General features: G+C 36.6%; 25 protein-coding genes. 2 read left to right on the forward strand and 23 right to left on the reverse strand.

Going from position 1 to position 24,549, the window contains the following annotated elements; all coding sequences use genetic code 11:
* Positions 1–4: 4 nt before the first annotated feature.
* The 11 genes from R8923_RS13090 to R8923_RS13140 are packed head-to-tail and all read right to left on the reverse strand — an operon-like array spanning position 5 to position 10,194.
* Complete coding sequence (locus tag R8923_RS13090; protein WP_485873203.1) at positions 5–670, reverse strand: YveK family protein; 666 nt, start codon at positions 668–670, stop codon at positions 5–7.
* Between the two features lie 12 nt (positions 671–682).
* A complete protein-coding gene (locus tag R8923_RS13095) occupies positions 683–1,831 on the reverse strand; it encodes a glycosyltransferase family 4 protein (RefSeq protein WP_485873204.1) in 1,149 nt (382 codons plus the stop codon).
* Positions 1,828–3,054 carry a glycosyltransferase gene (locus R8923_RS13100; RefSeq protein WP_485873205.1) on the reverse strand — a complete coding sequence of 409 codons (1,227 nt, stop codon included), beginning with the start codon at positions 3,052–3,054 and terminating at the stop codon, positions 1,828–1,830. Before R8923_RS13100 ends, R8923_RS13095 begins: the two co-directional genes overlap by 4 nt.
* Positions 3,051–3,683 carry a CatB-related O-acetyltransferase gene (locus tag R8923_RS13105; RefSeq protein WP_485873206.1) on the reverse strand — a complete coding sequence of 211 codons (633 nt, stop codon included), beginning with the start codon at positions 3,681–3,683 and terminating at the stop codon, positions 3,051–3,053. Before R8923_RS13105 ends, R8923_RS13100 begins: the two co-directional genes overlap by 4 nt.
* Positions 3,683–5,206 carry a murein biosynthesis integral membrane protein MurJ gene (murJ, locus tag R8923_RS13110; protein WP_485873207.1) on the reverse strand — a complete coding sequence of 508 codons (1,524 nt, stop codon included), beginning with the start codon at positions 5,204–5,206 and terminating at the stop codon, positions 3,683–3,685. Before murJ ends, R8923_RS13105 begins: the two co-directional genes overlap by 1 nt.
* 24 nt (positions 5,207–5,230) lie before the next feature.
* Positions 5,231–5,926: a NeuD/PglB/VioB family sugar acetyltransferase gene (locus R8923_RS13115; protein WP_485873208.1), complete on the reverse strand. Its 696-nt coding sequence runs from the start codon at positions 5,924–5,926 to the stop codon at positions 5,231–5,233.
* Positions 5,892–6,494, reverse strand: a complete 603-nt coding sequence (locus tag R8923_RS13120; RefSeq protein ID WP_485873209.1) for a sugar transferase — start codon at positions 6,492–6,494, stop codon at positions 5,892–5,894. The genes R8923_RS13115 and R8923_RS13120 overlap by 35 nt, the downstream gene beginning before the upstream one ends.
* Positions 6,495–6,508: 14 nt before the next feature.
* A complete protein-coding gene (locus R8923_RS13125) occupies positions 6,509–7,822 on the reverse strand; it encodes a UDP-glucose dehydrogenase family protein (RefSeq protein ID WP_485873210.1) in 1,314 nt (437 codons plus the stop codon).
* The gene (locus tag R8923_RS13130; protein WP_485873211.1) at positions 7,822–9,066 is read right to left on the reverse strand and encodes a glycosyltransferase family 4 protein; all 1,245 of its coding nucleotides are present in this window, start codon (positions 9,064–9,066) and stop codon (positions 7,822–7,824) included. Before R8923_RS13130 ends, R8923_RS13125 begins: the two co-directional genes overlap by 1 nt.
* A 23-nt stretch (positions 9,067–9,089) precedes the next feature.
* Positions 9,090–9,527 carry a DUF4352 domain-containing protein gene (locus tag R8923_RS13135; RefSeq protein WP_485873212.1) on the reverse strand — a complete coding sequence of 146 codons (438 nt, stop codon included), beginning with the start codon at positions 9,525–9,527 and terminating at the stop codon, positions 9,090–9,092.
* 16 nt (positions 9,528–9,543) lie between these two features.
* The gene (locus R8923_RS13140) at positions 9,544–10,194 is read right to left on the reverse strand and encodes a cyclic nucleotide-binding domain-containing protein (protein ID WP_485873213.1); all 651 of its coding nucleotides are present in this window, start codon (positions 10,192–10,194) and stop codon (positions 9,544–9,546) included.
* Positions 10,195–10,568: 374 nt separating this feature from the next.
* Between R8923_RS13140 and R8923_RS13145 the strand changes: the two genes are divergently transcribed.
* Entirely contained in the window at positions 10,569–11,321 is a 753-nt protein-coding gene (locus tag R8923_RS13145) for a LytR/AlgR family response regulator transcription factor (RefSeq protein WP_485873214.1), read from the forward strand.
* Between the two features lie 14 nt (positions 11,322–11,335).
* Positions 11,336–12,652 (forward strand): GHKL domain-containing protein, encoded by a 1,317-nt coding sequence (locus R8923_RS13150; protein WP_485873215.1) that lies wholly within the window; start codon positions 11,336–11,338, stop codon positions 12,650–12,652.
* 46 nt (positions 12,653–12,698) lie between these two features.
* Here the strand turns inward: R8923_RS13150 and R8923_RS13155 are convergent, their stop codons facing one another.
* From R8923_RS13155 to rlmB, 12 genes are all read right to left on the reverse strand, one after another.
* On the reverse strand, positions 12,699–15,881 hold the full coding sequence (locus R8923_RS13155) for an Ig-like domain-containing protein (protein WP_485873216.1): 3,183 nt from the start codon (positions 15,879–15,881) through the stop codon (positions 12,699–12,701).
* A 311-nt stretch (positions 15,882–16,192) separates the two neighbouring features.
* Entirely contained in the window at positions 16,193–16,939 is a 747-nt protein-coding gene (locus R8923_RS13160; protein WP_485873217.1) for a hypothetical protein, read from the reverse strand.
* A gap of 4 nt (positions 16,940–16,943) precedes the next feature.
* Complete coding sequence (locus tag R8923_RS13165; protein ID WP_485873218.1) at positions 16,944–17,867, reverse strand: hypothetical protein; 924 nt, start codon at positions 17,865–17,867, stop codon at positions 16,944–16,946.
* 10 nt (positions 17,868–17,877) lie between these two features.
* Positions 17,878–18,567, reverse strand: coding sequence for an RAMP superfamily CRISPR-associated protein (locus tag R8923_RS13170; RefSeq protein ID WP_485873219.1), 690 nt, complete (start codon positions 18,565–18,567; stop codon positions 17,878–17,880).
* Complete coding sequence (locus R8923_RS13175; RefSeq protein WP_485873220.1) at positions 18,568–20,490, reverse strand: Cas10/Cmr2 second palm domain-containing protein; 1,923 nt, start codon at positions 20,488–20,490, stop codon at positions 18,568–18,570.
* Between the two features lie 2 nt (positions 20,491–20,492).
* Positions 20,493–21,362: a DUF6602 domain-containing protein gene (locus tag R8923_RS13180; RefSeq protein WP_485873221.1), complete on the reverse strand. Its 870-nt coding sequence runs from the start codon at positions 21,360–21,362 to the stop codon at positions 20,493–20,495.
* A gap of 120 nt (positions 21,363–21,482) precedes the next feature.
* A complete protein-coding gene (gene nusG, locus R8923_RS13185) occupies positions 21,483–22,016 on the reverse strand; it encodes a transcription termination/antitermination protein NusG (protein ID WP_485873222.1) in 534 nt (177 codons plus the stop codon).
* A gap of 129 nt (positions 22,017–22,145) precedes the next feature.
* Positions 22,146–22,325 carry a preprotein translocase subunit SecE gene (secE, locus tag R8923_RS13190; RefSeq protein ID WP_485873223.1) on the reverse strand — a complete coding sequence of 60 codons (180 nt, stop codon included), beginning with the start codon at positions 22,323–22,325 and terminating at the stop codon, positions 22,146–22,148.
* Between the two features lie 21 nt (positions 22,326–22,346).
* Positions 22,347–22,496 (reverse strand): 50S ribosomal protein L33, encoded by a 150-nt coding sequence (gene rpmG, locus R8923_RS13195; protein ID WP_007471971.1) that lies wholly within the window; start codon positions 22,494–22,496, stop codon positions 22,347–22,349.
* A 127-nt stretch (positions 22,497–22,623) separates the two neighbouring features.
* The gene (locus tag R8923_RS13200) at positions 22,624–23,226 is read right to left on the reverse strand and encodes an RNA polymerase factor sigma-70 (protein ID WP_485873224.1); all 603 of its coding nucleotides are present in this window, start codon (positions 23,224–23,226) and stop codon (positions 22,624–22,626) included.
* Between the two features lie 67 nt (positions 23,227–23,293).
* A complete protein-coding gene (locus R8923_RS13205) occupies positions 23,294–23,806 on the reverse strand; it encodes an NYN domain-containing protein (RefSeq protein WP_485873225.1) in 513 nt (170 codons plus the stop codon).
* A complete protein-coding gene (rlmB, locus tag R8923_RS13210; protein ID WP_485873226.1) occupies positions 23,803–24,549 on the reverse strand; it encodes a 23S rRNA (guanosine(2251)-2'-O)-methyltransferase RlmB in 747 nt (248 codons plus the stop codon). The genes R8923_RS13205 and rlmB overlap by 4 nt, the downstream gene beginning before the upstream one ends.

Genomic DNA, 24,549 nt, shown 5'->3' on the forward strand with positions numbered 1-24,549 from the left:
CTCCTTACTCCTTCATAATGGGGACATCCCCTAAGTAGGTAATATTTAAATTCATAATCTGCTCTTTTGTTTTGATCGTCCTATCGGAAAATGCCATTAGCATGATGAATATAGCAACTAAAAGGAGGCTCACAAAAAGTGCAATCAAGTTCATGGATAAATCTTGTGTGACAAGCTGAACGGTTGGCTGTTCTAAAACGATTACCGTACTACCTTTAAATAATTTTGGAATTTCTTGTTCGACAGTTTCAACATATGCCTGACTCACACGTTCCGCCTGTTTTTTATTTTGATCCGTGTAGGAAACATGAAAAACTAATGAATTTTGATCTGAACTAATCGCCAATTGATTGGCAAGCATTTTGCTGTTTTTTCCACCTATTTTCTCCTCTGCACTGACTAAATCCATAATCTTACTACTTTTTAAAACAGAGGAATACGTTGTAATCAATTGAATGCTATTTCGAATGCCATCTTGCGTATAAAGATTGTTATCTTTTTGTTCTACGTTAATTAAAAGTGATGTGTTTGCTTGGTATTCACGATTATGAATGTAATTCTGGTAAGTCCAAACACCAATTTGAGCAATAAAAATAATGAGCGCTATCCAAAGCATATTTTTTTTGACCGTTTGGAGCAAACTACGTACCGTTATATTTTTTATATTCATAAATTCCTAACCTCAATTTTTCGATTTCCCGAAACTTTCGTATAATGTTAGTAACTTTTCCGCTTCATTCTGCCAACTATATAATTTTTGAAAAGCTTCAAAGCCATTTTGCCCTAGCTTCCAATTTTCATCGCGGTTCTCTTTTAGATTGATAACTACATTAGCCATTTCCTCGTAGTCAAATGGATCGACCGTGTAGCCGCAAACAGCTTCTGAAATAATTTGCTTGAAATCTGGGAAATCAGAGGCCAACACTGGCAATTTTGCTGCCATGTATTCAAATAGCTTGGTCGAATGCGAATTTAAATTATTTGGCGTTGGATGGAGTAAGCAGAGGCCAACATGACTCTGATAATAGTGTCGCCAAATATCTTTGTACTGCATCCTATCTAAATGTTCCACATGATTCTCAAGCTGATTTTGGATAATAAATTCCGTAAAGGCTTCTTCATTTGTAAAAACAGGACCAATTAGTTTTAGTTTGAAGTCACTACAGCCTTTCTTACGCAACTCTCTAGCAAGCTCCAACATATTAAACAAGCCACGCTGTTCTGTTAGCACGCCCACATAAATAAGTGTAAATACTTTTGAAACCGTTTCGTTTCTTTCAGGCGGCATAATTGGATAGTTTAAAACATCAACCGTTTTCACATTCACATCGCGGTAGTTTTCTTTATACGAAATTTCCGCAAAGATAACCGCATCCACCCACCTTAAAAAATACTTTTCAAGTGCCGTCACTGCTTTTGAAACTAGCGAACGATTAAAGCTTGGAATCCACTGCTTTGTCAAAATGGCAGCTGGCAAATGCTCGTGCATATCATAAATAACTTTTACATCATCGCCGTATTTTTTCTTGATTTTTTTTGCTAGAAAAAGGAGCTCTGGGTCATGGAAATGAAAATTTCTTGCGTCTGATTCTGCGAAAGCTTCCAGCAAAGTTTGCATGTGTCGAAAGCGCTTTTTGCGAGACAAAACAGGGAGATAATGCATCGTTAAATTGGGCACTTTTTCTTTCTCTCCGCCAAAGTTCAGTGCAAAAAACTCAACTTGGAACCCCTCAGCAGCAAGCGATTTTGCTTCTTTAAAATAAATTCTCGTATCCGACCAAACATGCACAGAGCTACACATAAAAATTTTATTCGGGTCTCTTTTCTTCACATTTTTTCTCCTTTACAGCGTTTTACTAACGTATCGTTCCATGTATTTAAACAGAAATCACGCGTAATCGTCTCACGGGCTGATGCAGAAATTCTTGGCCAAGAAATCAGTCTGTTTTTCAATATTGTTTCAATAATCTCAGCTGCCTGTATGGGGCAATTTTCTTGCACGAGAAAGCCATTTCTGCCATTTTCAATGAGTTCTGGGATTCCGCTATGATAGGTTGAGACAACTATTTTACCTCGTGACATGGCTTCCATTAAAACCACCGGGATACCTTCCATATCACCATTTAGAGCGGTCTTGCTTAACTGAATAATTATTGTCGCTTTCTTTACAGCTTGCTTTACTTCCTCCTGCGTTTTAGCCCCGTGAAGCGTGACGACATCTTGAACATTCAAACTCGTAATGAGCTCTAAAAGCGTCTCTCGCCTCTCACCATCTCCTAATATATCTAAATGAAAGGGGGTGTCTAAATGAGATTTTAAAATCGCCATCGTTTCGATAGCCGTTTCAATTCCCTTTTTCTCTGTCAGCCGTCCAATTGTTAGGAAGCGAATGACCGAGCTCTTTTTCGACGGCTGGCAACTAAATTCCTTCGTATCAATTCCCATATGATGAACGGAAACACGCTCTTCATTTGCCCCGTATTCAACCAACTTTGTAGCAAAGTAATTGCTAATTGGCAATAAACTGATTTCACTTGCAAATAAATCGCGATAAACGCCACTCCCCCATTTCCCTACAAAAGAAGTGATATCTTGACCGTGGAAAAACACCATCGTGCGCTCAGGCAGGAGCCCTAAATTTTTGTAAAAGTTCGCGATATTCCCGTTTGGCCCGTAATGAACGACGACCGCATCCGCACCCTCTCTTGTTAAAAAGTAAGGGGCGCTGTAGAGCAACCGCAGCGAGGACGACATCTGGCCATATTTGCGCCACTTCATTGTTTCAAGAGCGACTTGCCTGTTTTGCCTAAACAATTTACCAAATAAGAAAATGCCTTTCAAAAACCGCTTGAATTTATTACTTGGAATGTGCATAAAGGTCGTTTTCGAAAGCAAATTATATTTCGCAACCGCCTGGTGATCCGCCGCGTTCACTGCACGATTCCAAGCAAGAATTTCAACATCCACACCTCGGTCAATCAGTCCTGTAATTTGATTCAAAATAAAGGTTTCCGACAGTTTTGGAAAACTCGAAATAAAAAATAATACTTTCATGCTTCATCTCCCTCCATTTTTTGGATAAAAGCAGGTATCTCCTCTGGTGGCATGTTCCACCACTCTTGTTCTAAAAGTTTCTCACGAACATGCTCAGGAAACCGGTAGCGAATAATTTTCGCTGGATTCCCGCCCACAATAGCGTATGGCGGAACATCTTTTGTCACAATTGCTCCCGCTCCAACTACAGCGCCCGTTCCAACTTTAACGCCTTGCAAAATGACGGCTGTGCTGCCAATCCAAACGTCATGCCCAATAATTGGTGGTGCTGAAAATGAATTCCACAACTGATTTGTGCCAAGCATTCCCTCTTTTTGGTACGTAAAAGGAGAGGTTGAAAAATGGTCAAGCGGATGTTCATCTAAGCCGATAAAGCTATACGCGCCTATGGAACAATAGCGGCCAATTTCGCCTGAAGCAATCATCGCGCCTTTATTTACATAGGAATAGTCGCCTAGTTTCACACCTTTACCAACGTGGACGTCATAATTAATCCAACAGCCGCGCCCTAATTCCATTTCTAGAGATACCGAGCCAGACATGATGCGGTTATTTGGAAATTTCCGCCGCACTTTTTGCAAGGCAACATACTTACTAAACTGCGGTGGAATCCACCTTCTAATTGACATCATTTAGCCTCCTTTTCTTTTCTTCTTTTACTTGGCAAGAAACTGCGCGCAAAATGGTAATCAGTTGCGACCGTCAGTAAGCCATACACCACAATACCTGTTATAACGTAAAGCATTAAATTGATTATTTCAGAAGAGGTCGCAATCGTTATTTTTTCGAAATACACTACACAAGCCATTAAAGCCGCATTTATTACTGCTTTGGCTAGTTCTTTCGTGACGGGAATAAATTCGCGTTTGAAATTCAACTTTTTCATTAAAACAAAAATGGCTAATATGGCGGCAAATAGCGCGACAACGAGCGGCGAAATCATGAGCGTGACAACCCCTAACTGAAAAACACCTATGATTAAAAATAAAACTTGAAACGCGATACTTAAGGAACTGTTCACAACTGGTGTTACCGTGTCACCAATACTATAAAAAATTTTGAATGTGAGCTCTTTAAACACCGTAAAGGGGAGTGCCAGCAGTAAAAATAACAGGAAGATGAAAACTTGATTGCTAGAAGCACTATCGAAATTCCCGCGCTCAAACAATAACGAAATTACCTCGCGCCCGAGCACAATCATTCCCGCGACAACCGGTATCACTACGATAAAAAGCACTTTCAAATACTTCACAAATTTTGCGCGTCCCGTTTGCATAGATTCATGAAAGCTTCTGCTTAAATTGGGATATAACATGGAAAGCAAATTCGTAATGAGCAACACCTGAAAAATGCTTACAATTTGATTCGCATACGTCATCATTGAAATGTAACCAGTCCCAAAATAACTGCCAAGCATACCCGGAAGTAAAATTGTCACTTGATAAATGATAGCCCCTAAAAGAGACGGGATTGTGAGCCGAACTAAACGCAAGTAATCGGGCGAATGAAAGTCAAAAGAAAAACGAAATGACCATTTCCGATTAAAGAAAGCCAGCACTAAAGTTTCAATAAGAAAGGAAATCGCTACCGAAAGCGCCACCTGATAAATCGTTAGGTGCGTAATAAAAAACAGAAGGAAGATGAAATTTAAAAGCGCCGCCACAAGACCTGCCATTTTTATCCAAATAAACTTGCCCTCTACTTCTAAATAGGACGTTTGTAGCCAAGAATACATTCTAAACAGCTGACCAGCCCCCATGATAAAAGTGAGCAAATAGGTCATGTAGTAAAAAGGGCGCTCTGTCTGCCAGTGGAAGTTCTCCATTCCAACAAACCCTGCGATGTAAACAACGATGAGAAAAAATAAACTCGCTGACATAATTGTGACCACATAGGAATTTAATATTCGCCTTGCACTTTCCGTCTGTTTTTCTGGCATTGTCGTTAAAAAAGGAATCACAACTGTGGGTATCGCAGCCCCGCCAATATTCACAATGGCAACCATCATTAAATTCGCCAAATTAAAAGCATCCATTTCACTTGAAACACCAAATTGTTTCGCTAATAATGCCGTTCTAAGCATCGATAAAATCTGAATACTCATCGTGAAAATAATGACGCCATAAAATACATTCGTTAGTTTATTTCTCATCAATTAAATTCACATCTCCCTCATTTACATCCATACATTCGTTAATGTCATTTCTTTTTTACGCGGCCTCACTACCGCAGGGGTACCGAGGGCAAGGGAGTCTCTTGCAACATCATGAATCACTGTAGCACCAGCGCCAACTAGATTTCTTTTTCCAAGAGTAATGCCTTGAATAATCGCTGCCCCAGCACCTACAAAAGAGATGTCATGGACACAAACATTTCCGCATAGAGTGGCATTTGGTGAGATGTTTACAAAAGAACCGATTCGCGACTCGTATTCAATGACGCTACCCGTCAAAATGCTCGTATGGTTGCCCACTGTCACCCCGTGCATAATTGCAGCACTCGCAGAGATGTAGGTTCCAAAACCAATTTTAGCGGTATGATCCACATATGCATGTGGATGAATGATAGTGGCATAGCGGCTTTCTGGAATATGTGTTAATCGTTTAGCCACTTCATAGCGATCATCCACGTTCCCAATCGCTAAAATGAAACATACATCTTCGCATAGGAGCGAATCACTATAACTAACAGGCGCTTCAAACCCGCCATTTATTTCTCTAAATTCCACCACTCGGTCATCTAAAAAGCCGATAAATTTATAGCCTAAATTGTTTTGCTGAACAATATTTCTTAGCATACGCCCCTGTGAGCCACTTCCAATAATCACGAGTGGCTGTTCATCTTTTAAAACGTTCTGCTGTAATGGATTCATTTTGATTGACCCCCTCTCGTGTCAGAACAACTCGAACGGTTCGAAGTAAAATCCTCATATCAAGTTTTAAGGAAAATCGGTCGACATACTCCACATCCAACTTGAATTTTTCTGTCCAACTAATAGTATTTCGACCATTCACCTGCGCAAGCCCTGTTAAACCAGGTTTAACATTGAGACGCCTTTTTTCATCTTCATTATAAAAAACGATATACTCACAAGTAAGCGGGCGCGGACCAATAAAACTAATATCACCTTTTAAAATATTGATAAGTTGCGGAATTTCATCAATACTCCACTCTCGTAAAAACTTTCCTACCGGACTAATCCGATTTTGTTCACCCGTTTCTATTCCCGTTGTCTCATCAAACATTGATTTAAATTTATATTGCTTAAATGGTCGTCCGTAAAGCCCAGCGCGCTCACAAATATAAAATGGATTTCCCCTATAATAGCAAGCTAAAAATAAAGTAAGCATTGCAAAGGGAATGACTACTATTAATAAAGCAACTGTTGCCATCAAACCATCGAGTAGCGCCTTTAGCCGTAGATAACCCCTGCCTTTCATGAAGCTCTCCTCCTTTATTTTGCAACCAATTCTTTAATTTCTCCTCCGCGACCAATCGCTTCATAGTAAACGCCAATTGCAGACATTTCATCTGGTTCAAAACAATTCCGACCATCAAACACATGCGCCTGACTCATCCATGCTTTAAACTCCTCCGCTTGAATCGCTTTAATTTCATCCCATTCCGTCACAATAAGTGCCGCATCCGCTTGAATCAGCGCCTCCTGAATCGTACTAGAAATAACCGCGTTCTTAGGCAACGTCACATCTTCCGCCTTCACAACCGGGTCATACGCATAAACAATCGCCCCGTAATTCGCCAGCTCATCCATAATCCTAAGCGCTGGCGCTTCGCGAATATCATCTGTATTTGGTTTAAAAGCGATTCCTAGAATCGCGATTTTCCTACCCCGAATTGAACCCATCTTTTCAAGCAACTTACTTACAAGCACTCGCTGCTGCTCGGCATTCGTCTGAATAACCTCCTGAAGTAACGGAAATGCCATACCCGTTTCGCGCGCAATTTGCAACAAACCAAGTGTATCTTTCGGAAAACATGAGCCCCCGTAACCAATACCTGCTTGTAAAAACTTCTCACCAATTCGTTTATCAAGCCCCATTCCAAAACTAACTTCCTGTATATCAGCACCAACTCGGTCACATAAATTCGCAATTTCATTAATAAAACTAATTTTAGTTGCCAAAAAAGCATTCGACGCATATTTAATTAATTCCGCACTTTTCGGCGTCGTTGTCACAATTGGTATTTCAAAAGGCCGATTAATCTCTTCCATCATTTGAACCACTACCTCATCCTCTACGCCAATCACAATTCGGTCGCCATAAAACATATCACGAAGCGCCATTCCCTCGCGTAAAAATTCTGGATTTGAGACTACAGTAACTTTGTAAGCCGCTTGTTGATCCATCAAACATTGGAGTGCTGCATTTGTCCCAACAGGCACAGTACTTTTAATGACTACAGCAGTCGGTCTAGTAATTGCCTTTGCAATTTCATTCGCTGCTTGATTAAAATACGTCATATCAATTTGACCATCACTTCCAGTCGGCGTGCCAACCGCTAAATAGACAGCTTCTGCTAAGTAGACACCATCTGCAAACGAAGACGTGAAATTTAATCTCCCTTCCGCAATATTTTTTAAAATTAACGATTCAATACCCGGCTCATAAATTGGTGAAATCCCATTTTTCAGCTTCTTAATTTTCGTTTCATCAATATCAATACATGTGACACTATGGCCAATTTCTGCCAAGCCGACACCTGTTACTAATCCAACATATCCTGTTCCTACAATTGCAATATTCATTATTTACGCCCCCTATTCATCGCAACTCGCTCTATAATGTTAAGTAAGTCTTTCGCTGCACGTTTTACACTAAATTCAGCTTCTGCCAAAGCCTTGATTTCTTCTTTCAACCATAAAGTTTCTTTCTTATCTTTTAGTTCTATTAACAAATCAGCTAGCTCTTCTGGCTTTCTAGCATCAACGTAATAACCAATTTTATGTTTTTCAACAATTGCTCTCGTCCAGCCATTCGAATTGACAATGATTGGCTTTCCAGCTGCTAGCGCATCAAAAAATTTGTTTGGAGAATTTGTGGCTAAAATCGGTTTAGGTAAAAAGCTTGTTATTGTAATATTCGCCAAATCTAAATACGTAGGGACATCTTTTTTTTCAATCATATCCGAAAAGATAACATTTTGAATATTCCGCTTTTCACATTCAGATACAAGTTCTGGTTTCGCTTTTCCATTCCCAACAATAAGGAATTTAATGTCATGCACATTTTGCTGGCTAATCAGTTTCGCCGCATCTAGCAAATAATGTAAGCCATTTGCTTCCCCCATCGCACCAATATGAGAAATAACAAATTGATTTTCTAAATCCCATTTTTGACTCAGCTTTTCTCTAAGCGCTTGATTAATATTTTCATCTTTGAAAAGTTCTAAATCTGCTAAATTCGGAATAACCGAAATTTTATTTTCTGAAACGCCACTTAGTTTCACACCGTCCGCCATGCCTGGCGATAAACATATAATATGTGCTGACTTTTTATAAATCCACTTTTCCATTCGGCGCAAAATATGCTGGAGGGGTTTGGAATTTATGTAGCCCATTTGAATTGGTGCTTCTGGCCATAAATCCCGCACTTCAAATACAAAAGGTACATTCAGCTTTTTGCTTAAACGCACAGCAGGCACACCAATCGTAAGGGGGGTGGATGTTGCAAAAATCAAATCAATATTTGGCAAAGAGCCACCAATGCGCTCTGCTTTCCGCATGAATTTTAAAAATTCCTTAATCCGCTCTTTTTTTCCTAAAAAATTACTATACTCACTCTGAACCGCTAAAATTTCCACTCCTTCGATGTGATAATATTTTACATCATCCAAAGTTTTATATGGTTCCTCTTGTTTCATAAATGCATCTGTCGTTAACACGGTCACCTGATGCCCATTTTCAACTAGTTTTTGCGAAAAAATGAAGCTTCTGATAGAGGTTGAAGAAGATAGTGTTGCAAAATATTGATGTAAATATAAAATATTCAATAGCCTTTCATCCTTTTCCATGATTAGTTTTGGATAACTAAATCTTTCCAAGTGGTTGTTTCCTTGGTATTAATTGGACTATAGCTCAAGTCTGCTTTTTTCAAATCTTTAGGAATGATGTAATAGCCCTTGCCCTCTTTTTCCTCGCCAGGTTTTACAACTTCATTTATGTTTTTCAAACTACCTTTTGCATAAAAGTAATGTTCATCATTATCAGTTAAAAAGAAATCAGCCGCCACAATTCCTTGCTCTTTTTTCGAGATGTTTTTTACTTTGTATGAAATGACCAATTCTTTTTTTCCTTTTTCCGAACTATCTTGGAGCACAATTTTTGTTGGTGTAATTTGCCATGATGCCGTTTTTTGCTGTTTCAATTTTGTCGTTTCCGTATTTTTATTGCCGCAGGCCATTAGACCAAGTAGCAAGAGCGCTAAGCTCAGTATAAGTCCAACTTTTCTCATAAAAAATCTCTCCTTCTTATAAATTTAACAGTTCCTCTATATTTTCCTCTGGTATCATAAAACCTTTTTCTTCTGGGAAAATATACTTTTTTTCTTTTAACTTACTCAGCAGTCTAGAGGCAGTTATTCGGTTGCAATTGCAATATTTAGCTAAGCTTGTTACCGTGATTTCTTTCGGAAATAATAAGTATGGCAACTTAAAAGCTTGCTGATTAAGTCTAGAAATTTGCAATATATAGTGAATAATCCGCTTATTTGAATTTAAAAGCTGTAAATTTAAAAAATGCATCTCTTCTTCAACTTTCAAATATTGTTCTAAAAACAAATGAACAAGTAAGCCATCTTTCTCAAGTGCATCGAAAATTTCGTCTTTATTTAGAACTGCGATATGACATTTTCTAATATTGCTTAAATAATACGTCTCATCATCTTCTATCATGAAAATGAAATCGCCCTCTGAATTAAAGCTGTACTGATAATCCTTCGTTATTCGGTTACTAATTTTTTTTATCGATAGTCCGTTTAATACAATAATAAATTCATTTTCTTTTACACGATATTCAATATTTTTCTTCAATTCAATTTTCTTGTACTTGAATTTATTTAACAGAAATAACGATAAATTTTGATGCTCAGTTATTTTTTCATGCAGACTTAGAAAGTCCATGACGCCCCTCCTCTCCCAATTTATTGTATCTAAATTTTTTTCTAGGAAGAATAGGCCAAAGTGTAATAAAAGTTGCAGATACAATCAAGATTTCACAAAAATGCCACCTTTCATTCAAAAATAAGCAATTTTCGGGAAAAATTTATAACTTTGTTTTATTTTTTGTTACAAAATAAATAGTCTACTCTTTTACAAGTCTTTAAGGTATACTATATAATGTTCGTTCAACAATATTTTATTCATTAAAATTGGTTTAAACTTGAGGTGTAACTATTGTTTTTCAACATTTAACGTGTTACAAATATAATGATAAAGCAATTACTAGTTTTTTTAACTCCTTTGTGACCTGTTTTTAGCACTTTGGAGGAAGGAGTATGGATAAAATGAATATTTTTCTAGTTGAAGACGATTTTCTGCACAGAGAATTTATAGAAAATTGCATCTCGACTTCCACTCAAAAACTGGACATTGTTTCCGATATGCATATCATCTCCAATATCAATTCATTCATCGAACAGCTTGAAACACTCCCCATTATGGACAATGACATTTATTTTCTTGATATCGACTTAAAGGAAGCAACATCTGGTATCGACATCGCAGAATTCATTCGTCATAAAAACCCTCACTGTTACCTTTACTTCATCACATCTTATCAGAATAAAAGTGTAGAAATTATCAATCGACACATCCTCCCATCTGGTTATCTCATCAAAAAATCTGATAGTTTAGATTCTATCCCAGCACAAATCCAGACAGTTTTTGAAACCATCAAAGAAAAAGAAGGTAAAAAAGCTTTAACGGGCGATATTATTTTAAAAAATGGATCGGAACGACTTTTTTTAAGAAAAAAAGATATTGTTTTTATCCAAACATTAAAAGGTAGTAAAAATTATTCCGAGATTAACTGTAAAAATCGTAGCCTTTTCGTGCGTTATCCAATTAGCGCCTTAAAATTGCTATTTGAAGAAAATAATTTTTATACCAATTTGAAATCATTCATTATTAATACTAATGAAATAACCTCTATTGATCGAAAACTTGGCATTATTCACTTCGATTATGGTTACGAACTATACGCCAGTAAAAAAATCATTGATAAACTTCTCAAACATTTGAATTCTTAGGGAGGAATAACTCCATGTTTATTTTATCTGATTACATTATTATAATTGCTGGCTATTTGGGACTGATTGTCAATTTATTTTTACTTAATGCTCCGTTATTTATAAGTTACCGAGATGCGTTCAAATTAGTCGGCTTAATGTTTTTACTCATTATTGGCATGTTTTTCATTGCCTCAAACCACACCTTAGTAACACTTTCTGCAATGTGGCTTGTTCCTTTTATAGTCACACTTCCACACACTTATTTCTCATACCGCCATTTAAATAATTTTTTTGCAGCCGCCATTATTATTGCCATTAATTTTCTTACTATTATCCTCTCTTTTTCACTATCACTTGATCTTATTCAAGTTCGAATTACATCATTCACTGGTTTATTCGAAGAAAAATTCTTTTTCCTCTTAAGTATTAACTTCATCATCATCGTTACCGCAATCGATTTACTCCTTTTATATTTAAATAAGAAGTTTCATTGGATTGAGATTTTAGTAAATAATAAGCAAAACCGTATAACTCAGCTCTCTTTTGCACTTTTCATTCCTGCACTTTTTGTCATTAATACCATTCGGCTTGTCTTTTTCGGAGACAATCGCATCCTTTTTGCCATCTCTGGTCTTATCAATTCGATTTTTTTCATCATCCTACTTCTTTTTTTGATGCAACTTACAAAAACCGCTCGAGATTATCAATTTTTAACGCAGCATTTGGCTTTCCTCGAAGTTCAACACAAAAAAACGGAATTTGCACTTGATTTTATTCACGACTTTGAAGCTCTTTTACTCACGATCCAAATTCATGCTGAGAAAGGCGAACTGGATAAAGTAAAAGAAATGACAACTAATTTGCACATGTATGTTAAAAACCATATGCCCGATCAACAATTTACAGAAATCCAGCAAATCTATCTTCCCAGTTTGCAAAGCTCCATCATGTACTATATTTCGTTAGCTCGCGAAAAAAATATACATGTCGAACTAACTATTCCTTATCAAATTAAACGTACTGTTATTCATACAATTGATTTTCTTCGCATCCTTTCTATTCTATTTAATAACGCCATTGAAGCTGCTAAACATGCTGAAAAACCAGAAATCAAAATTAGCCTAATTAACTTACCTGAAGCGTTAGAGGTAAACATTACAAACTCCTCGGCTGGCAAAAACACACTTCAAACAAGCGAATTATTCCAAAAAGGTCGGTCTAGTAAGAGGGGGCACCAAGGACGCGGCTTGCACATTTTCCGAAAAATCACCCACAAATATAAAAACGTAAACTATAGCATCCTTAATGAAGAAAAATCATTTAGTGTTTTATTAATTATCTCCAAATAAAAATAGGACTCCTCTCCATATTGAAATGGATAAGAAGTCCTATTTTTTATTCGACTACATTAACAGCAATTCGATTAATTTCTACATAAGATGCATTTACTAAGGCAATTTCAACTTTATCAGTTGCAGCAATATTTAACCCTTTTAAATTAGAAAAAGTGTATTTTCCATCTGCTGAATTTGCTTGGCGCGCGACGGCACCATTTACAAATAAACGCACTTTGAATCCTAAAGTACCATATGAGCCAGTTAATGAATCCGCACCTAGTTTATAGTTACTATCTACTGTAAGCTGATTTAATTCAGCCGCATTTGCAACTGTAACTGTCAGTCTTTTCACTTCGACATATTGTGAATTGACAGCCACTAGTTCTACTTTATCATTTGGACCAACAATAAAGTTTCCTGCATTGTTAAATGTAAATTTGTGTGTTGCTTCATCCATAGTCGCTTGCGTCTTCACTTCACCATTCACAAATAGACGCACTTTGAAGATACCTTCTCCGTATGTTCCACTTAGTACTGCATCACCAGCATTATAAGCATCATTTGTTAATGTATATAATACGCCTTTTAATTCAACAGCTTTACGACTAACCTCTTGGTATTGCGCATTAACAGCCACTACTTCTACTTTCGCTTGATTTGAAGTAATAAGTTTATCTACGTTATTAAATGTGTATGTGCCGTTGCTGTTGATAGCTTGGGCAACAATTTTCCCGTCAACAACTAAGCGTACTTTTGAAATCCCAGAGCCATGTGTCCCAGTTAAAGTAGTACTTCCCATTTCGTAAGGCTGTACAGTTAGTGCATTTGCAGTTGAGTTTTCTACTGTAACAGGCGCACGATAAATTTCCGCATATTGTTTGTTTACAGCCACTACCTCAACTGTATCTGATGGGCTTATAATTAAGCTTGCCGCATTATTAAACGTAAATTTATGCGTTGCAGAATCTGTTGTTGCTTGCGCTTTAACTTCACCATTTACAACTAAACGGATTTTATAAGCACTATCATCAAATTGACCAGTTAGTTGACTTGCACCAAAGCTATACGTATCTGGTGTAAGAACTTTAATTAAATTCCCTTTTAGCGCTACTTTGACTCTTTTAACCTCAACATATTTACTATCCACACCAACTACTTCAACTACATCTGTTGCGGAAACAATAAATTTATCGATATTTGAAAATGTGTAAGTCCCGTTGTTCGTTGTAGCTTGAGAAACTACGGTACCATTAACAAACAGACGTACTTTAGAGATACCCGCACCGTATGTTCCACTAAATGAACTTGTTCCAACAGTGAGCGAGCTAGGAACAGTTAAATCTAATTTCGTTGAGCGTGTTACTGTTTTTGTTACTGCCGCTGAAATGTTTTTAGAAGCATCCTCAAGCACAACACTTACAACCGCATTTTCAGCTTGTTGAGGAATAGTAATTTGGAATTGTCCATTTTCAGAAACTGTTGCACGACCGATTTCTTGATTATTCACTTTCGCAATCGCAATTGTTCCAGCTTCCCCAGTACCTGTTATACTTTTATCGTCTGCTGAAATATTTTTCACAACTGGAGCAATAGGAGCTGTCACATCTTTCACTTGTACAACTTTTTCTTTGCTGACTTGGTCTCCTTTTGATAAAGTCATCGTAACTGTATAGGTTGGTAATAGTTTATCTATTAAAATAGAGAATTTACCAGTTGAATCTACTGTTCCAATATATGGATTTCTAACAGTAGAACCATCTTTATCTTTTACAGTAATTTTAAAGTCTGCATTCGGTGTCGCTGTTCCTTCAATTTTTGTAGATTGATCTGTAATTTCATTTATGATAGGTTGCGGTAAGTCACCAGGTTGTACAGTCTTAACTGTTGGTTCACCTTTTAGTCCAGAAGGTTTAATTTGAGCAATACTAATTTTTGCACCTTCCGCTTGTGCTGGAATTTGAACTTTAAATGTACCATCGGCCGCTACTGAAACTGGATCTAGAGTTCCTGATGGTAAAGTTACTTCTACTTTATTCCCAGAAGTCCCTTGACCTTTAATCTCAACCGTATCAGTATAAACATCCTCAACGATAGGCGCCGCTGGTTTAATTGCATCTAAAACAGTTGTTTCTGCTGTAGGACTTACTTTACCATTACCAGAAGTTACAACTTGGACTTTATCACCATATTCTGGCTTAGCAATTTCAACTGAATAATGCCCACTATTATCTGTATTTCCTACGTATGGTTTTTCAGTACCATCTGCTTTAATAACTTTAACATTTACGTTAACAGCCAAGTCTGCTTCCCCACTTACAATCGTGCTATCATTTGTGACATCATTAATGACCGGCTTACTTAATTCACCTTGTCTTACAGGTAAGGAAGTCGTGACATCACTAATATTCCCTGCAATATCTTGGTTGGCAACTGTCACAACATGTCCCATGATTTGACGTGGCAATTCTACAGAATAGTTACCATCCGCGTCTACGCTACCTTTTACAACTTGATTATCCTCAGTTGTAAAAATTACTGTTGTATTAGGTTCTGCTTTACCAGTAGCAAGGTTAGCATCTGTATAGATTGGATTAATCGTTGGTGCAGCTGGTGGCGTAACATCTGTATTCTCAAATGATAAGTCTGTTAGAGACATATGAGCAGAGTTTGTCCCAACATTCCCGCCTCGTAACATCCCGATTGAGATATTAACATCTCCAGTAACAGGTGCTACAATATCAAAATTAAATGGTCCCATATTTTTTGCTGCTTTACGTACTTCAGAATCGCCAATTTTAAGGTAGAAATCAGCTCCTGCATCAAATATTCCTCCTGTATCTTTCGCAATACCACTTAAACGATAAGTTTCACCTTTAATAACATGAACTTTTTGTGTAAGTGTTCCTTTAGCTCCAAAAGACCAGAAGCTCGCACCACCAGTAACTGGTTTTACAGTTGCTCCGTCCCCAAAAATAAATGAACCTGAACTATCTTTACTCATTCCACCTGTAATCACTTGATCATTATAGGCAGGCGTCCAATCATCGAAGCCCAGCGCATTCGGTGTAAATCCAGGGTTTTTAAACATATTCACGGGTGAAACAATTGTTGCACGCGATTGTTGATTACTTGTTTCTGCTGCACTCACAGTTGTTGGTACTACTGCTAACGCTGAAGACGCTAATACGTTAAAAGCAACGAGCGCCACAGCACCTTTTTTTAAAATTTGTTTCTTTTTCATTTTCTCCTCCTGATTGCAAAAAATTATTTAGTGAACTTCTTTTTAAATTATTTCCCCTCCTCATTCATTCACTATTTCCACTAATAATCTTACAACGGATTGGAGTAACTTTTTTAAGTAATTTTCGATAAAAAAACTACAGTTTAGAAAACTTTCAGACGAATTTTCACGGTTACGTCAAAACTATTACTTTCTCTCCTCAAAATGATACTAAATCTTAATTTATAATGATAAAAAAGAGCAGGAATTCCAAAAAATGGTCCCTACTCTCATTTCTATAACCCAAAATAAAGTTATGTTTCAGACATCTATTATTTAAATTCTAACTGTACAATACCTGGAATTAAGAAATCTTCCATTTTTGTTTTCCTAGCGATGTAAATGCCACTTTCTAACTCTTCTTTTCCTGAATAGTTTCCCAGTGAATGTATTAATCCTTTATAGCCTCCTAGAAAAATAATATTTTCCTCTTCAATCAGCTTTTCTAACCTATCTCTCAAGCCTTCCAACTCTTCACAATTATTCTTTTTTAAGATACCATTAATCCTCAAAATATTATTTTCCAGCCGCTCCCGCATTCCCTTTTGTATCACTTGCTTCAGCTTAAACAACCTATCTTCACTACAAAATAGAACGCCAGTATAATCTTGTCCCTCTTCCAACATTTCAACACCTATCTTTTGAAAAAAAGGACTTAATTTTAAGGTTTCTTGGCTCCCAGTCTTTTGAAATTTTTCCAAAGTTCGAACAATAATAGCCTCTTTCTTAACTAAAATGTCATCTACTAGCCAATTTTCATTATTCCCTGCCGGAATTAAACTTTTTAGAGTTCCTTTAATTGACGAACCCGGAATATAATATTGAATACCATTCGGTTTATATTCTGTATAGTCACCATAACGATAAAAAGGATAAATAATATTTACATCACCAGCACCCGATATTTCCTCACTTTGATAATCAACATCAGCATAAAATTGCTCACTACTTCTGGGTGACAGGATAAGTGGCGAAATCACTTTTAATGTAAACTGATATTCTTTCAAGCCTTTGTTCATGGTCTTATTTCCCTCCTTCTCGTATTAGATATAAAAAGGAATTTCCGAAAATAATTGCCCGTTCTTTATCAAATGGTGATTCTATACTTTTTCCAGCTTGATTTGAATTATCCGTTGTAAAAATATAGCTTCCCGCATCAATAAAACTAATAATCCGTCCCTCAATTTTACCTTGCCCAAATTTAGATTCATAAGGACGTCTTTCCGAAGTAAAAAGTTTCAATGCAGACTCTTCATAATTGATTTTATCTGGAAGCAACATGCCTAAATTCAAATATTTATTGCCATTCTGCTGCACCACACATTTTTCCAGACTTTCTATAACAAAATTATTGTAACCCAAAGATGCTCGTTTCCCAAGATAAAGCACAGATTTTCTCATTTGCATCTCCTTCAATAGCTTTAAAATACCCTCGTCTTCAACACTTAGATAAATTTGAAAATCTCGCATTATTTTCTCACTCTCATTCTTACCCGAAACTTCAACAACATCTATCTCAGGAACAGCATACACTTCATTTTGCATATCAACAAGTTGGTGATAGCCACTCGAAATCGCTGTATGTGGCTGATATAATTCCTTAATCTTCACAAATGGGAACGCCCTATTAGCTACAGAAACATCGCTTAAGATACTCTCTATCATTTCTTCCTTTAAAAAAGTCCGCTCCTTTATCACTTTATAAACCTTTTTCTCACTGTCTAAAGCTAGAATTTCTTCTATCGGCGTTGGTAAGTACCCACTCGGCATCATATTGGAAAGCTGAAATTGGCTTTCCTTCTCTTTAACTTTCCTAACCAATTCTGTTGCATTTGAAGCTGAAGTTTTTTCCGCATATTTTGAAATCAAGAACCCAAAAATCCGTTGTGAGTCCGGCAACTGTGTAATACCACCTTGTAGTTTTAGATTAATTTTATAGTATATCATCGCCATCCTCCTATTTGATTACCTGCAAATGCACTTTGCCATAACCACGACTCTTAGAATTTCCAATTCGATAAATACCTGAATTCAATTTCAAAAACAAACTCTCAATGTATTCTTGCCAAATTTTATCCTCAATACCAAGCTTTTCAACCTGATAAAAATCAATCGCTCCCCTAAATTCAATGTTAGGTCTGACTGTCTGATACTTTCGCGGTGTCGCATGAATTTCATCATTCTTTGTATCAATTGTATTCTTGGAATCAACTGAAAAATAATCTTTATTCTCTCTTTTTTCTGCAATATGACAATCTCGGAAAATCAATTTTGGCATAGCATTAAATCCTTCACTACCAAAACAATGAAGTGGCAATGTTTCTTCTATTGCATCATCAAAGCGTTTTAATAACCTTTTTTGTTCTTTATCATCAAAACCATTACTTTTTACATATTCATTAAATTCTTCTTTTTGCCTTCCAAAAAAACGACGATATGCATTTGTAATTATCGCATTCTCCATGTTTTCTTCCTTTACAATTGCACGGAAGCAACCTTTTATTGTTGATGCCGGAATAAGTGGCTCCCCCTCAAAATTTGTAACAGTATATTGATCAATACCTCCAATTTCAAAACTTCTTGGTGTTCCACCGATTAATAAATTGGATTCTGTTTTTATTGAAAAGTTTAAACTAGATTGGCTCACTCATTTTTCCTCCTTCATTTGTACTTTATGACGGATTGAAAGCTCGTCATATAAATAAAAAAGCATAATTCTATCAACTAATTCAACAGTTATTTGATTACTTGCTTTCTCAAAGTATTTCGTGCAAAACGTTAAAGGTAAGATTTTATCAGATTCAGCATCCTCTGTTTGCTCAGTTTGTATTTGTGCTTTTTGAATTAGTTCTGCTGCATTCCTCACCCAATTATCAGTCCCCATAACTTTTTTCAACCGATAAAATAGTGAAGTTGACATTCTCAATTTACGATAAATTTCTGCTTTTATTTCGCCATATTGATGCTTATCTTTTTCTATAAATACACGCCGAACTGACCAGTCTATTGAATCATATAAATAATGACGAATCTTATTATAAAAATTCTTACTGGTTCTTTTAGTAATACTGTCTTTTGACTTACTGATTCTTTTAGTATCATTATCTCTTGGTTCAAATTTCTTTAAAGAAAAAGGAAACCTTTCATCAGAGAAAAGAACTATCGTTTGTAAATAATGAATGAATTTACGCTTAGTTATTTCAGTGACGTCAATTTTCCATTCCTTTCCTTGTTTCACTAAAAATTTAGACATCAGTCTTTCGAGAAGAATCATTTCATTATCTCTTTTGTTTTTATCATAATGATCTGTGTATTGTGGTAGTAAATTATATAAAATGTTATTCATATAGCTTAAACCATTATCATTTGATTTGCTCAACACTAGTAAATTATAAAAGAAAGATGTTGTTCCAATTACGCTATCATTATCTTGCAAGTCTTTAATTAGTTTTATATCATAAACAAAATAATCCCAGTTACTAAACTCTTCTTCTTTAAATATACGATTAAATTCGCCTCTTTCTTTCCGATTTTTGAAACTCTCCTTCTTTTTATCTTGATCTACTTTTAAAAAAACTTCATTTCCAATAATAATTTTTAACGGTACACATTTTTCTAGTTCTCCCTCCACTGTCACACTTTTTGCTTTTTTCAACTTTTCTTCGACTTCCGTATAATAAAAACGAAGTGGTTCACGGTTGAAGACAAACTCAACACTAACAGACATTGTAAGAGGCTTTTTCTTTTCAGCTATATCATTATTGATGCGCGTAAGCATTTCCTCGCATATGGAAATTCCTTTCAGCGTATCCTTTGCGTTTATCGCAAAGAAAATATCATCCCCTGCAATATAAAATGGAAATGTTTTCACCTTTTTGTCATTAACAATCTTTTTAAAAGCATCAAAACAAACATATTTATTTAATATTTTACTTAATTGAGTATAACTATCAAACTTTGTCATGTCTTTAAATTTTTTTCCAACGCCATCTAAATCAGCTTTAATTATCGCTAGACGAAAATGTGGGTTATCTTCCTGAACATCAGCCAGTTCATCTAATTCACGGACAACGTAATTCCCCAACTCCACATTAGACTTATGAGGTGGTACTCGCGGATTTCGAGGTGCGAAAAGAAGATCCTGATTAGCCTCAATCATTTCTGACAGTGCCCGATTTTGTTTCAACTCTTTTTTAGCTTTTTGAATCAAAGTTAATCCTTCATCACTTGCTTTTTCAAAATAAATCCCTCTAGTTAATATATCCCCACCAGTTTTTATGTAATTATCTTTAAATATTTCTTGTAGCTTAGAGCTTATCTCCTCTTTAGAAGCTTGGACTGTAAAAATATACACTCCTGAGCACTTTAATAGAGTCTTTCGTTCATTTCCTTCAAACTTTGCTTTAATTCCACCATGAAAATCTTCTGAAACGAGTCGTGAGGCATTGATTACTTGTCTTAGCGTATTCTTCTCGCTCTGCGCTTCATTCGTTTGACTCTTAATGGAACGATATAAGAAAGTTTGTATTTTATCAATTGAAACCGCTACCACTTGTTCTGTCATTGACATGATTATCCCTCCAAATCTCTAAACATTTTTGCATATGCTTGATGCGGGAAAAGCATTGGATTATTGATTAACATTAGCAGTTGATTTAATTGGAAATTGAAAGTGAGAATTGAAACATTTGGTACTTCATAAGCTTCCAATGATATTTGTGTCAATTCTTGTGCTTCCTTTTTTCTTTTTAGTTGACTAAATTTATCTGAACCCTTGTAAAGCCCATTCAAATCCCCAAGCCATCCTAACAAACTATTATCCGGATGGTCACACTCATCCAGATTGTCACGCTTATCCAGATTATTATACTTAATATGAAGCTCTGCCTCATTTTTTTCAGGTTGTAAAGCTTGTATAATAAAATCAAAATTTTTATTATCGCGAGAGTGCATGCAACATAAAATTTGAATCGGTCGTGTGTTTTCTTGCGTCGGTATATCTCCACTTGCTATACCCGTAGCCATTCTCGCATAAGATATTTTTGACGTATGCAAATTCTTTATAGAATTCGCCCAATTTTCCAACTTTTCATCATTTGCTTTTTTACTCTTACACTCCACAACGACAGCTACTGCTTCAATTGGCATGAATTTCATATTCCTATACTTGAATATATAAGGTGTGTATATCTCATCAAAAATTGCTAAGTCCACTTCATTTGAAATCTTACCATTAGAATCAATAATAAAAACAGACCGTTCTATTGAGAATTTTTTAGGGATAATACTTTCAAAAAATGACTGCCAAACCTCTTCTCGCATCGTTCCAACCGTTGTTCCATGAATATTGTTTTCCATGTATAACTGTTCTACAATTGACTGCTCAATTCTTCTGTAATTATCTCTAATATTTCTCAATGCTTTTTCTTCTCTATCTCCCATATAAGTTCTTCCTCTCTATATATTTTTGTATCCATTACAATTTTATATTTATCTAGTAATTCTGTCTACTATTTTCCAAAAAAAAAAAACACAGCTCCAAAACGAAACTGTGTTTTCCAACTAAATCTTCTCAATTTGATTAAAGTCTACTTCAACCGGAGTTTCCCGACCGAACATATTGACCATAACTTTTGCTTTGCCTTTATCCATATCCATTTCATCAACTTTACCAGAGTAATCTGCAAATGGTCCTTCTTTCACCATAACTGTTTCCCCAATTTCAAAGTCCGCATCAAGTATTTTATCCATCATGCCCATACTTTTTAGAATACGGTCAGCTTCTTCTGGTAAAAGCGCTGTCGGTTTTGAACCTGAACCAGCGGAACCGACGAATCCTGTAACGCCTGGTGTATTTCGAACCACGTACCAAGAATCATCTGTCATCACGATTTCAACAAGCACATAGCCAGGAAATACTTTACGCTTGATTGTCTTTGTCTTCCCATTTTTCACTTCAGTTTCATCTTCTTCAGGAACAATTACGCGGAAGATTTTATCCGACATCCCCATCGATTCAACACGTTTTTCTAAGTTGGCTTTTACTTTATTTTCATAACCCGAGTAAGTGTGTACGACATACCAATTTTTTTCCATTTGTTAGTTGGCGACACCTTTTGCCACCATCCTCCTTTGTTTTTCGATTTAACCAAAACAAAAAACCCGGATTCACTCGGGTTTCATCACAAGTAGTATTATACCATTAATTTTTAAAATTGCCCAGCATTACAGGATGAGCTGAATAAGCTGTTCAATTCCAAAGTCTAAAATCATAAAGAACACAGCAAATAAAATAACCGTAATAACAACTGTTACTGTATAGCTTGTCAATTCTTTTCTAGTTGGCCAAGTTACTTTTCGCATTTCAGACGCAACGTTTTTAAAAAATCTTGAAATCGCAGACATGTTTAAACCTCCAAATTAAATCTATTTTGTTTCTCGATGTAAAGTGTGTTTATTACAGTGCCGGCAAAACTTCTTAACTTCTAAACGAACTTGTTTATGCGAACCACTGGCACTAATTGAATAATTTCTTGAACCGCACTCACTACAAGCAAGTGATGTTTTCTTCTTCATATGCTTCTGTCAACCCCGCTACTCTCATTTGCGTAGTCTTATTAGAAGACTTTGCATCTCCATAAATATATCATTTCATAAAGTTCAAGTCAAACGAAATTTTGTGACAAAACCGACATATAGCCATCTATAAGTCTTTCGTCATTTTCCGCTTGATTCGTTGTAGCGCATTATCAATTGCTTTCTCTTTCACCTCGAAAGCTTTCGCCATTTCATGATAACTTTTTCCCTCTAAATACTGCTTCAAAACATTTCGCTCAAATTCACTCGTTAGCTCCTCTAACTTCTTTGCAACATTTGAAAAATCTTCATTTTTAATTAAAAAATCTTCCGGGGTTTCTGCTTGCTTTTCCGAGATAACATCGATAAGCGTCCAGTCTAGCTCATCATCTGAACTCATTGGTGTATCAAGTGAGATCGATTGATTTAGTGGATTGTTTTTCTTTCGTGCACCACGTTTGACTGCCGACAGAAGCTGCCGATTAATACAAATTTCTGCAAACGACTTAAATGAAGCCGCTTTTTCAGGATTGTAATCCCGAATTGCTTTAAAAAGCCCAATCATGCCCTCTTGTATTAAGTCTTCACGGTCAGCACCCTGCAAAAAATACTGCGTCGCTTTCCAGTATACTACGCTTTGATATTTACTAAAAAAATACTCGAGCGCTTCCGTGTCCCCACCCCTAGCAAGTGTTAGCAAATCCATTTCCTGATTTTGTTCATTCGTCAATTCGATTTGGCTCCTTTGCTAAAGATTTTGCTTCATTATACAGAGTTATCTTCTACACCGTCAACCATTATTTTTCGCCTCTTCGCCACATTTCTAAACGTTTAATAGTTTCAGAATCTAAATCTAGCTTTGATTTTGGCATTTCCGAACGAATCCGTTTCATTTTCCGGTCAATTGTACGGCTCATTTCTTGAATTTCAAAAAGTAATTCGCGCGAGGAGATTCGTAGTGCCCCTTGCCCGAAAATTGCCCATTGCTCTGTATAATCACTTGTCGCGACCATAATTTGCGTTTTGGCATTTTTCCATTCAATCGCTTTTTGCTCAATATATTCATCCGCAGTTTCATCTTCTTTTGTAAAAATAATTTCCACTTTATTTTTCATCATTTTCCGCTGAATTCCTCGTACATACTGCGCATCAAATACGATTACAACGCGGTAGCCTGTATAGCTTTTATATTCAGCCATCCATGCAATCAGAGTGTTTCTCGCCTCTTCAAGATCATGATTTTTTAAACGGGCAAGTTCTGGCCACGCACCAATCACATTATAGCCATCAACTAGCAAGACGCGGTTCATTTCATCGGGTTTCTCTTCCTATAAACTTCATAAAGTAAAATGCTAGCTGCAACTGAGGCGTTTAAAGACGTGACTTTCCCGACCATCGGCAAGTGAATGAGAAAATCGCATTTTTCTCGTACAAGACGGCTCATGCCGCGACCCTCGCTACCAATGACAAGCGCAAGCGGCAAATCCGCGTCCATCGTGCGGTAATCGCTACTGCCAGACGCATCGGTTCCAAAAATCCATAAGCCTCTTTTTTGCAATTCTTCCATAGTTTTCGTAATATTCGTCACGCGCACAACAGGCACATACTCAATTGCACCGGTTGAAGCCTTCGCAACCGTTTGTGTCAAGCTCACCGAACGCCGCTTTGGAATAATGATCCCGTGCGCCCCAACAGAATCGGCCGTACGCATAATTGAGCCCAAGTTATGCGGATCTTCGAGCTCATCTAAAATAATGAAAAACGGCTTTTCATTTTTCTGCTCCGCCGCACGAAACAAATCCTCTAACTCAAAATAGCGATACGCCGCAATTTGCGCCGCCACCCCTTGATTCGAACCTGGAACCACTTTATCAACCTTTGCTTTTGGGACAAAACGCACTTCCACGTGTCGCTCTTTGGCTAGGCCAATAATTTGTTTCATGACTCCTTTTTGCGAGCCTTCCGAAATCATAATTTTATGGATATCGCGACCTGAACGTAGCACTTCGAGTACAGGGTTCTTGCCACCAATCCATTCTTCATTATTTTCCAT

This window comes from Listeria tempestatis (genome assembly GCF_963575625.1).
GTDB lineage: Bacteria > Bacillota > Bacilli > Lactobacillales > Listeriaceae > Listeria > Listeria tempestatis.

What these genes read in the sequence shown, in the direction of transcription:
- R8923_RS13125 (WP_485873210.1), bottom strand. Translation starts at nt 7,822, where the DNA reads ATGAATATTGCAATTGTAGGAACAGGATATGTTGGATTAGTAACAGGT.
- rlmB (WP_485873226.1), bottom strand. Translation starts at nt 24,549, where the DNA reads ATGGAAAATAATGAAGAATGGATTGGTGGCAAGAACCCTGTACTCGAA.
- R8923_RS13175 (WP_485873220.1), bottom strand. Translation starts at nt 20,490, where the DNA reads ATGTCAATGACAGAACAAGTGGTAGCGGTTTCAATTGATAAAATACAA.
- nusG (WP_485873222.1), bottom strand. Translation starts at nt 22,016, where the DNA reads ATGGAAAAAAATTGGTATGTCGTACACACTTACTCGGGTTATGAAAAT.
- R8923_RS13140 (WP_485873213.1), bottom strand. Translation starts at nt 10,194, where the DNA reads ATGGACTTTCTAAGTCTGCATGAAAAAATAACTGAGCATCAAAATTTA.
- R8923_RS13165 (WP_485873218.1), bottom strand. Translation starts at nt 17,867, where the DNA reads ATGATATACTATAAAATTAATCTAAAACTACAAGGTGGTATTACACAG.
- R8923_RS13090 (WP_485873203.1), bottom strand. Translation starts at nt 670, where the DNA reads ATGAATATAAAAAATATAACGGTACGTAGTTTGCTCCAAACGGTCAAA.
- R8923_RS13180 (WP_485873221.1), bottom strand. Translation starts at nt 21,362, where the DNA reads ATGGGAGATAGAGAAGAAAAAGCATTGAGAAATATTAGAGATAATTAC.
- R8923_RS13135 (WP_485873212.1), bottom strand. Translation starts at nt 9,527, where the DNA reads ATGAGAAAAGTTGGACTTATACTGAGCTTAGCGCTCTTGCTACTTGGT.
- rpmG (WP_007471971.1), bottom strand. Translation starts at nt 22,496, where the DNA reads ATGAAGAAGAAAACATCACTTGCTTGTAGTGAGTGCGGTTCAAGAAAT.
- R8923_RS13105 (WP_485873206.1), bottom strand. Translation starts at nt 3,683, where the DNA reads ATGTCAATTAGAAGGTGGATTCCACCGCAGTTTAGTAAGTATGTTGCC.
- R8923_RS13205 (WP_485873225.1), bottom strand. Translation starts at nt 23,806, where the DNA reads ATGAACCGCGTCTTGCTAGTTGATGGCTATAATGTGATTGGTGCGTGG.
- R8923_RS13100 (WP_485873205.1), bottom strand. Translation starts at nt 3,054, where the DNA reads ATGAAAGTATTATTTTTTATTTCGAGTTTTCCAAAACTGTCGGAAACC.
- secE (WP_485873223.1), bottom strand. Translation starts at nt 22,325, where the DNA reads ATGTCTGCGATTTCAAGATTTTTTAAAAACGTTGCGTCTGAAATGCGA.
- R8923_RS13150 (WP_485873215.1), top strand. Translation starts at nt 11,336, where the DNA reads ATGTTTATTTTATCTGATTACATTATTATAATTGCTGGCTATTTGGGA.
- R8923_RS13145 (WP_485873214.1), top strand. Translation starts at nt 10,569, where the DNA reads ATGGATAAAATGAATATTTTTCTAGTTGAAGACGATTTTCTGCACAGA.
- R8923_RS13120 (WP_485873209.1), bottom strand. Translation starts at nt 6,494, where the DNA reads ATGAAAGGCAGGGGTTATCTACGGCTAAAGGCGCTACTCGATGGTTTG.
- R8923_RS13160 (WP_485873217.1), bottom strand. Translation starts at nt 16,939, where the DNA reads ATGAACAAAGGCTTGAAAGAATATCAGTTTACATTAAAAGTGATTTCG.
- R8923_RS13155 (WP_485873216.1), bottom strand. Translation starts at nt 15,881, where the DNA reads ATGAAAAAGAAACAAATTTTAAAAAAAGGTGCTGTGGCGCTCGTTGCT.
- murJ (WP_485873207.1), bottom strand. Translation starts at nt 5,206, where the DNA reads ATGAGAAATAAACTAACGAATGTATTTTATGGCGTCATTATTTTCACG.
- R8923_RS13115 (WP_485873208.1), bottom strand. Translation starts at nt 5,926, where the DNA reads ATGAATCCATTACAGCAGAACGTTTTAAAAGATGAACAGCCACTCGTG.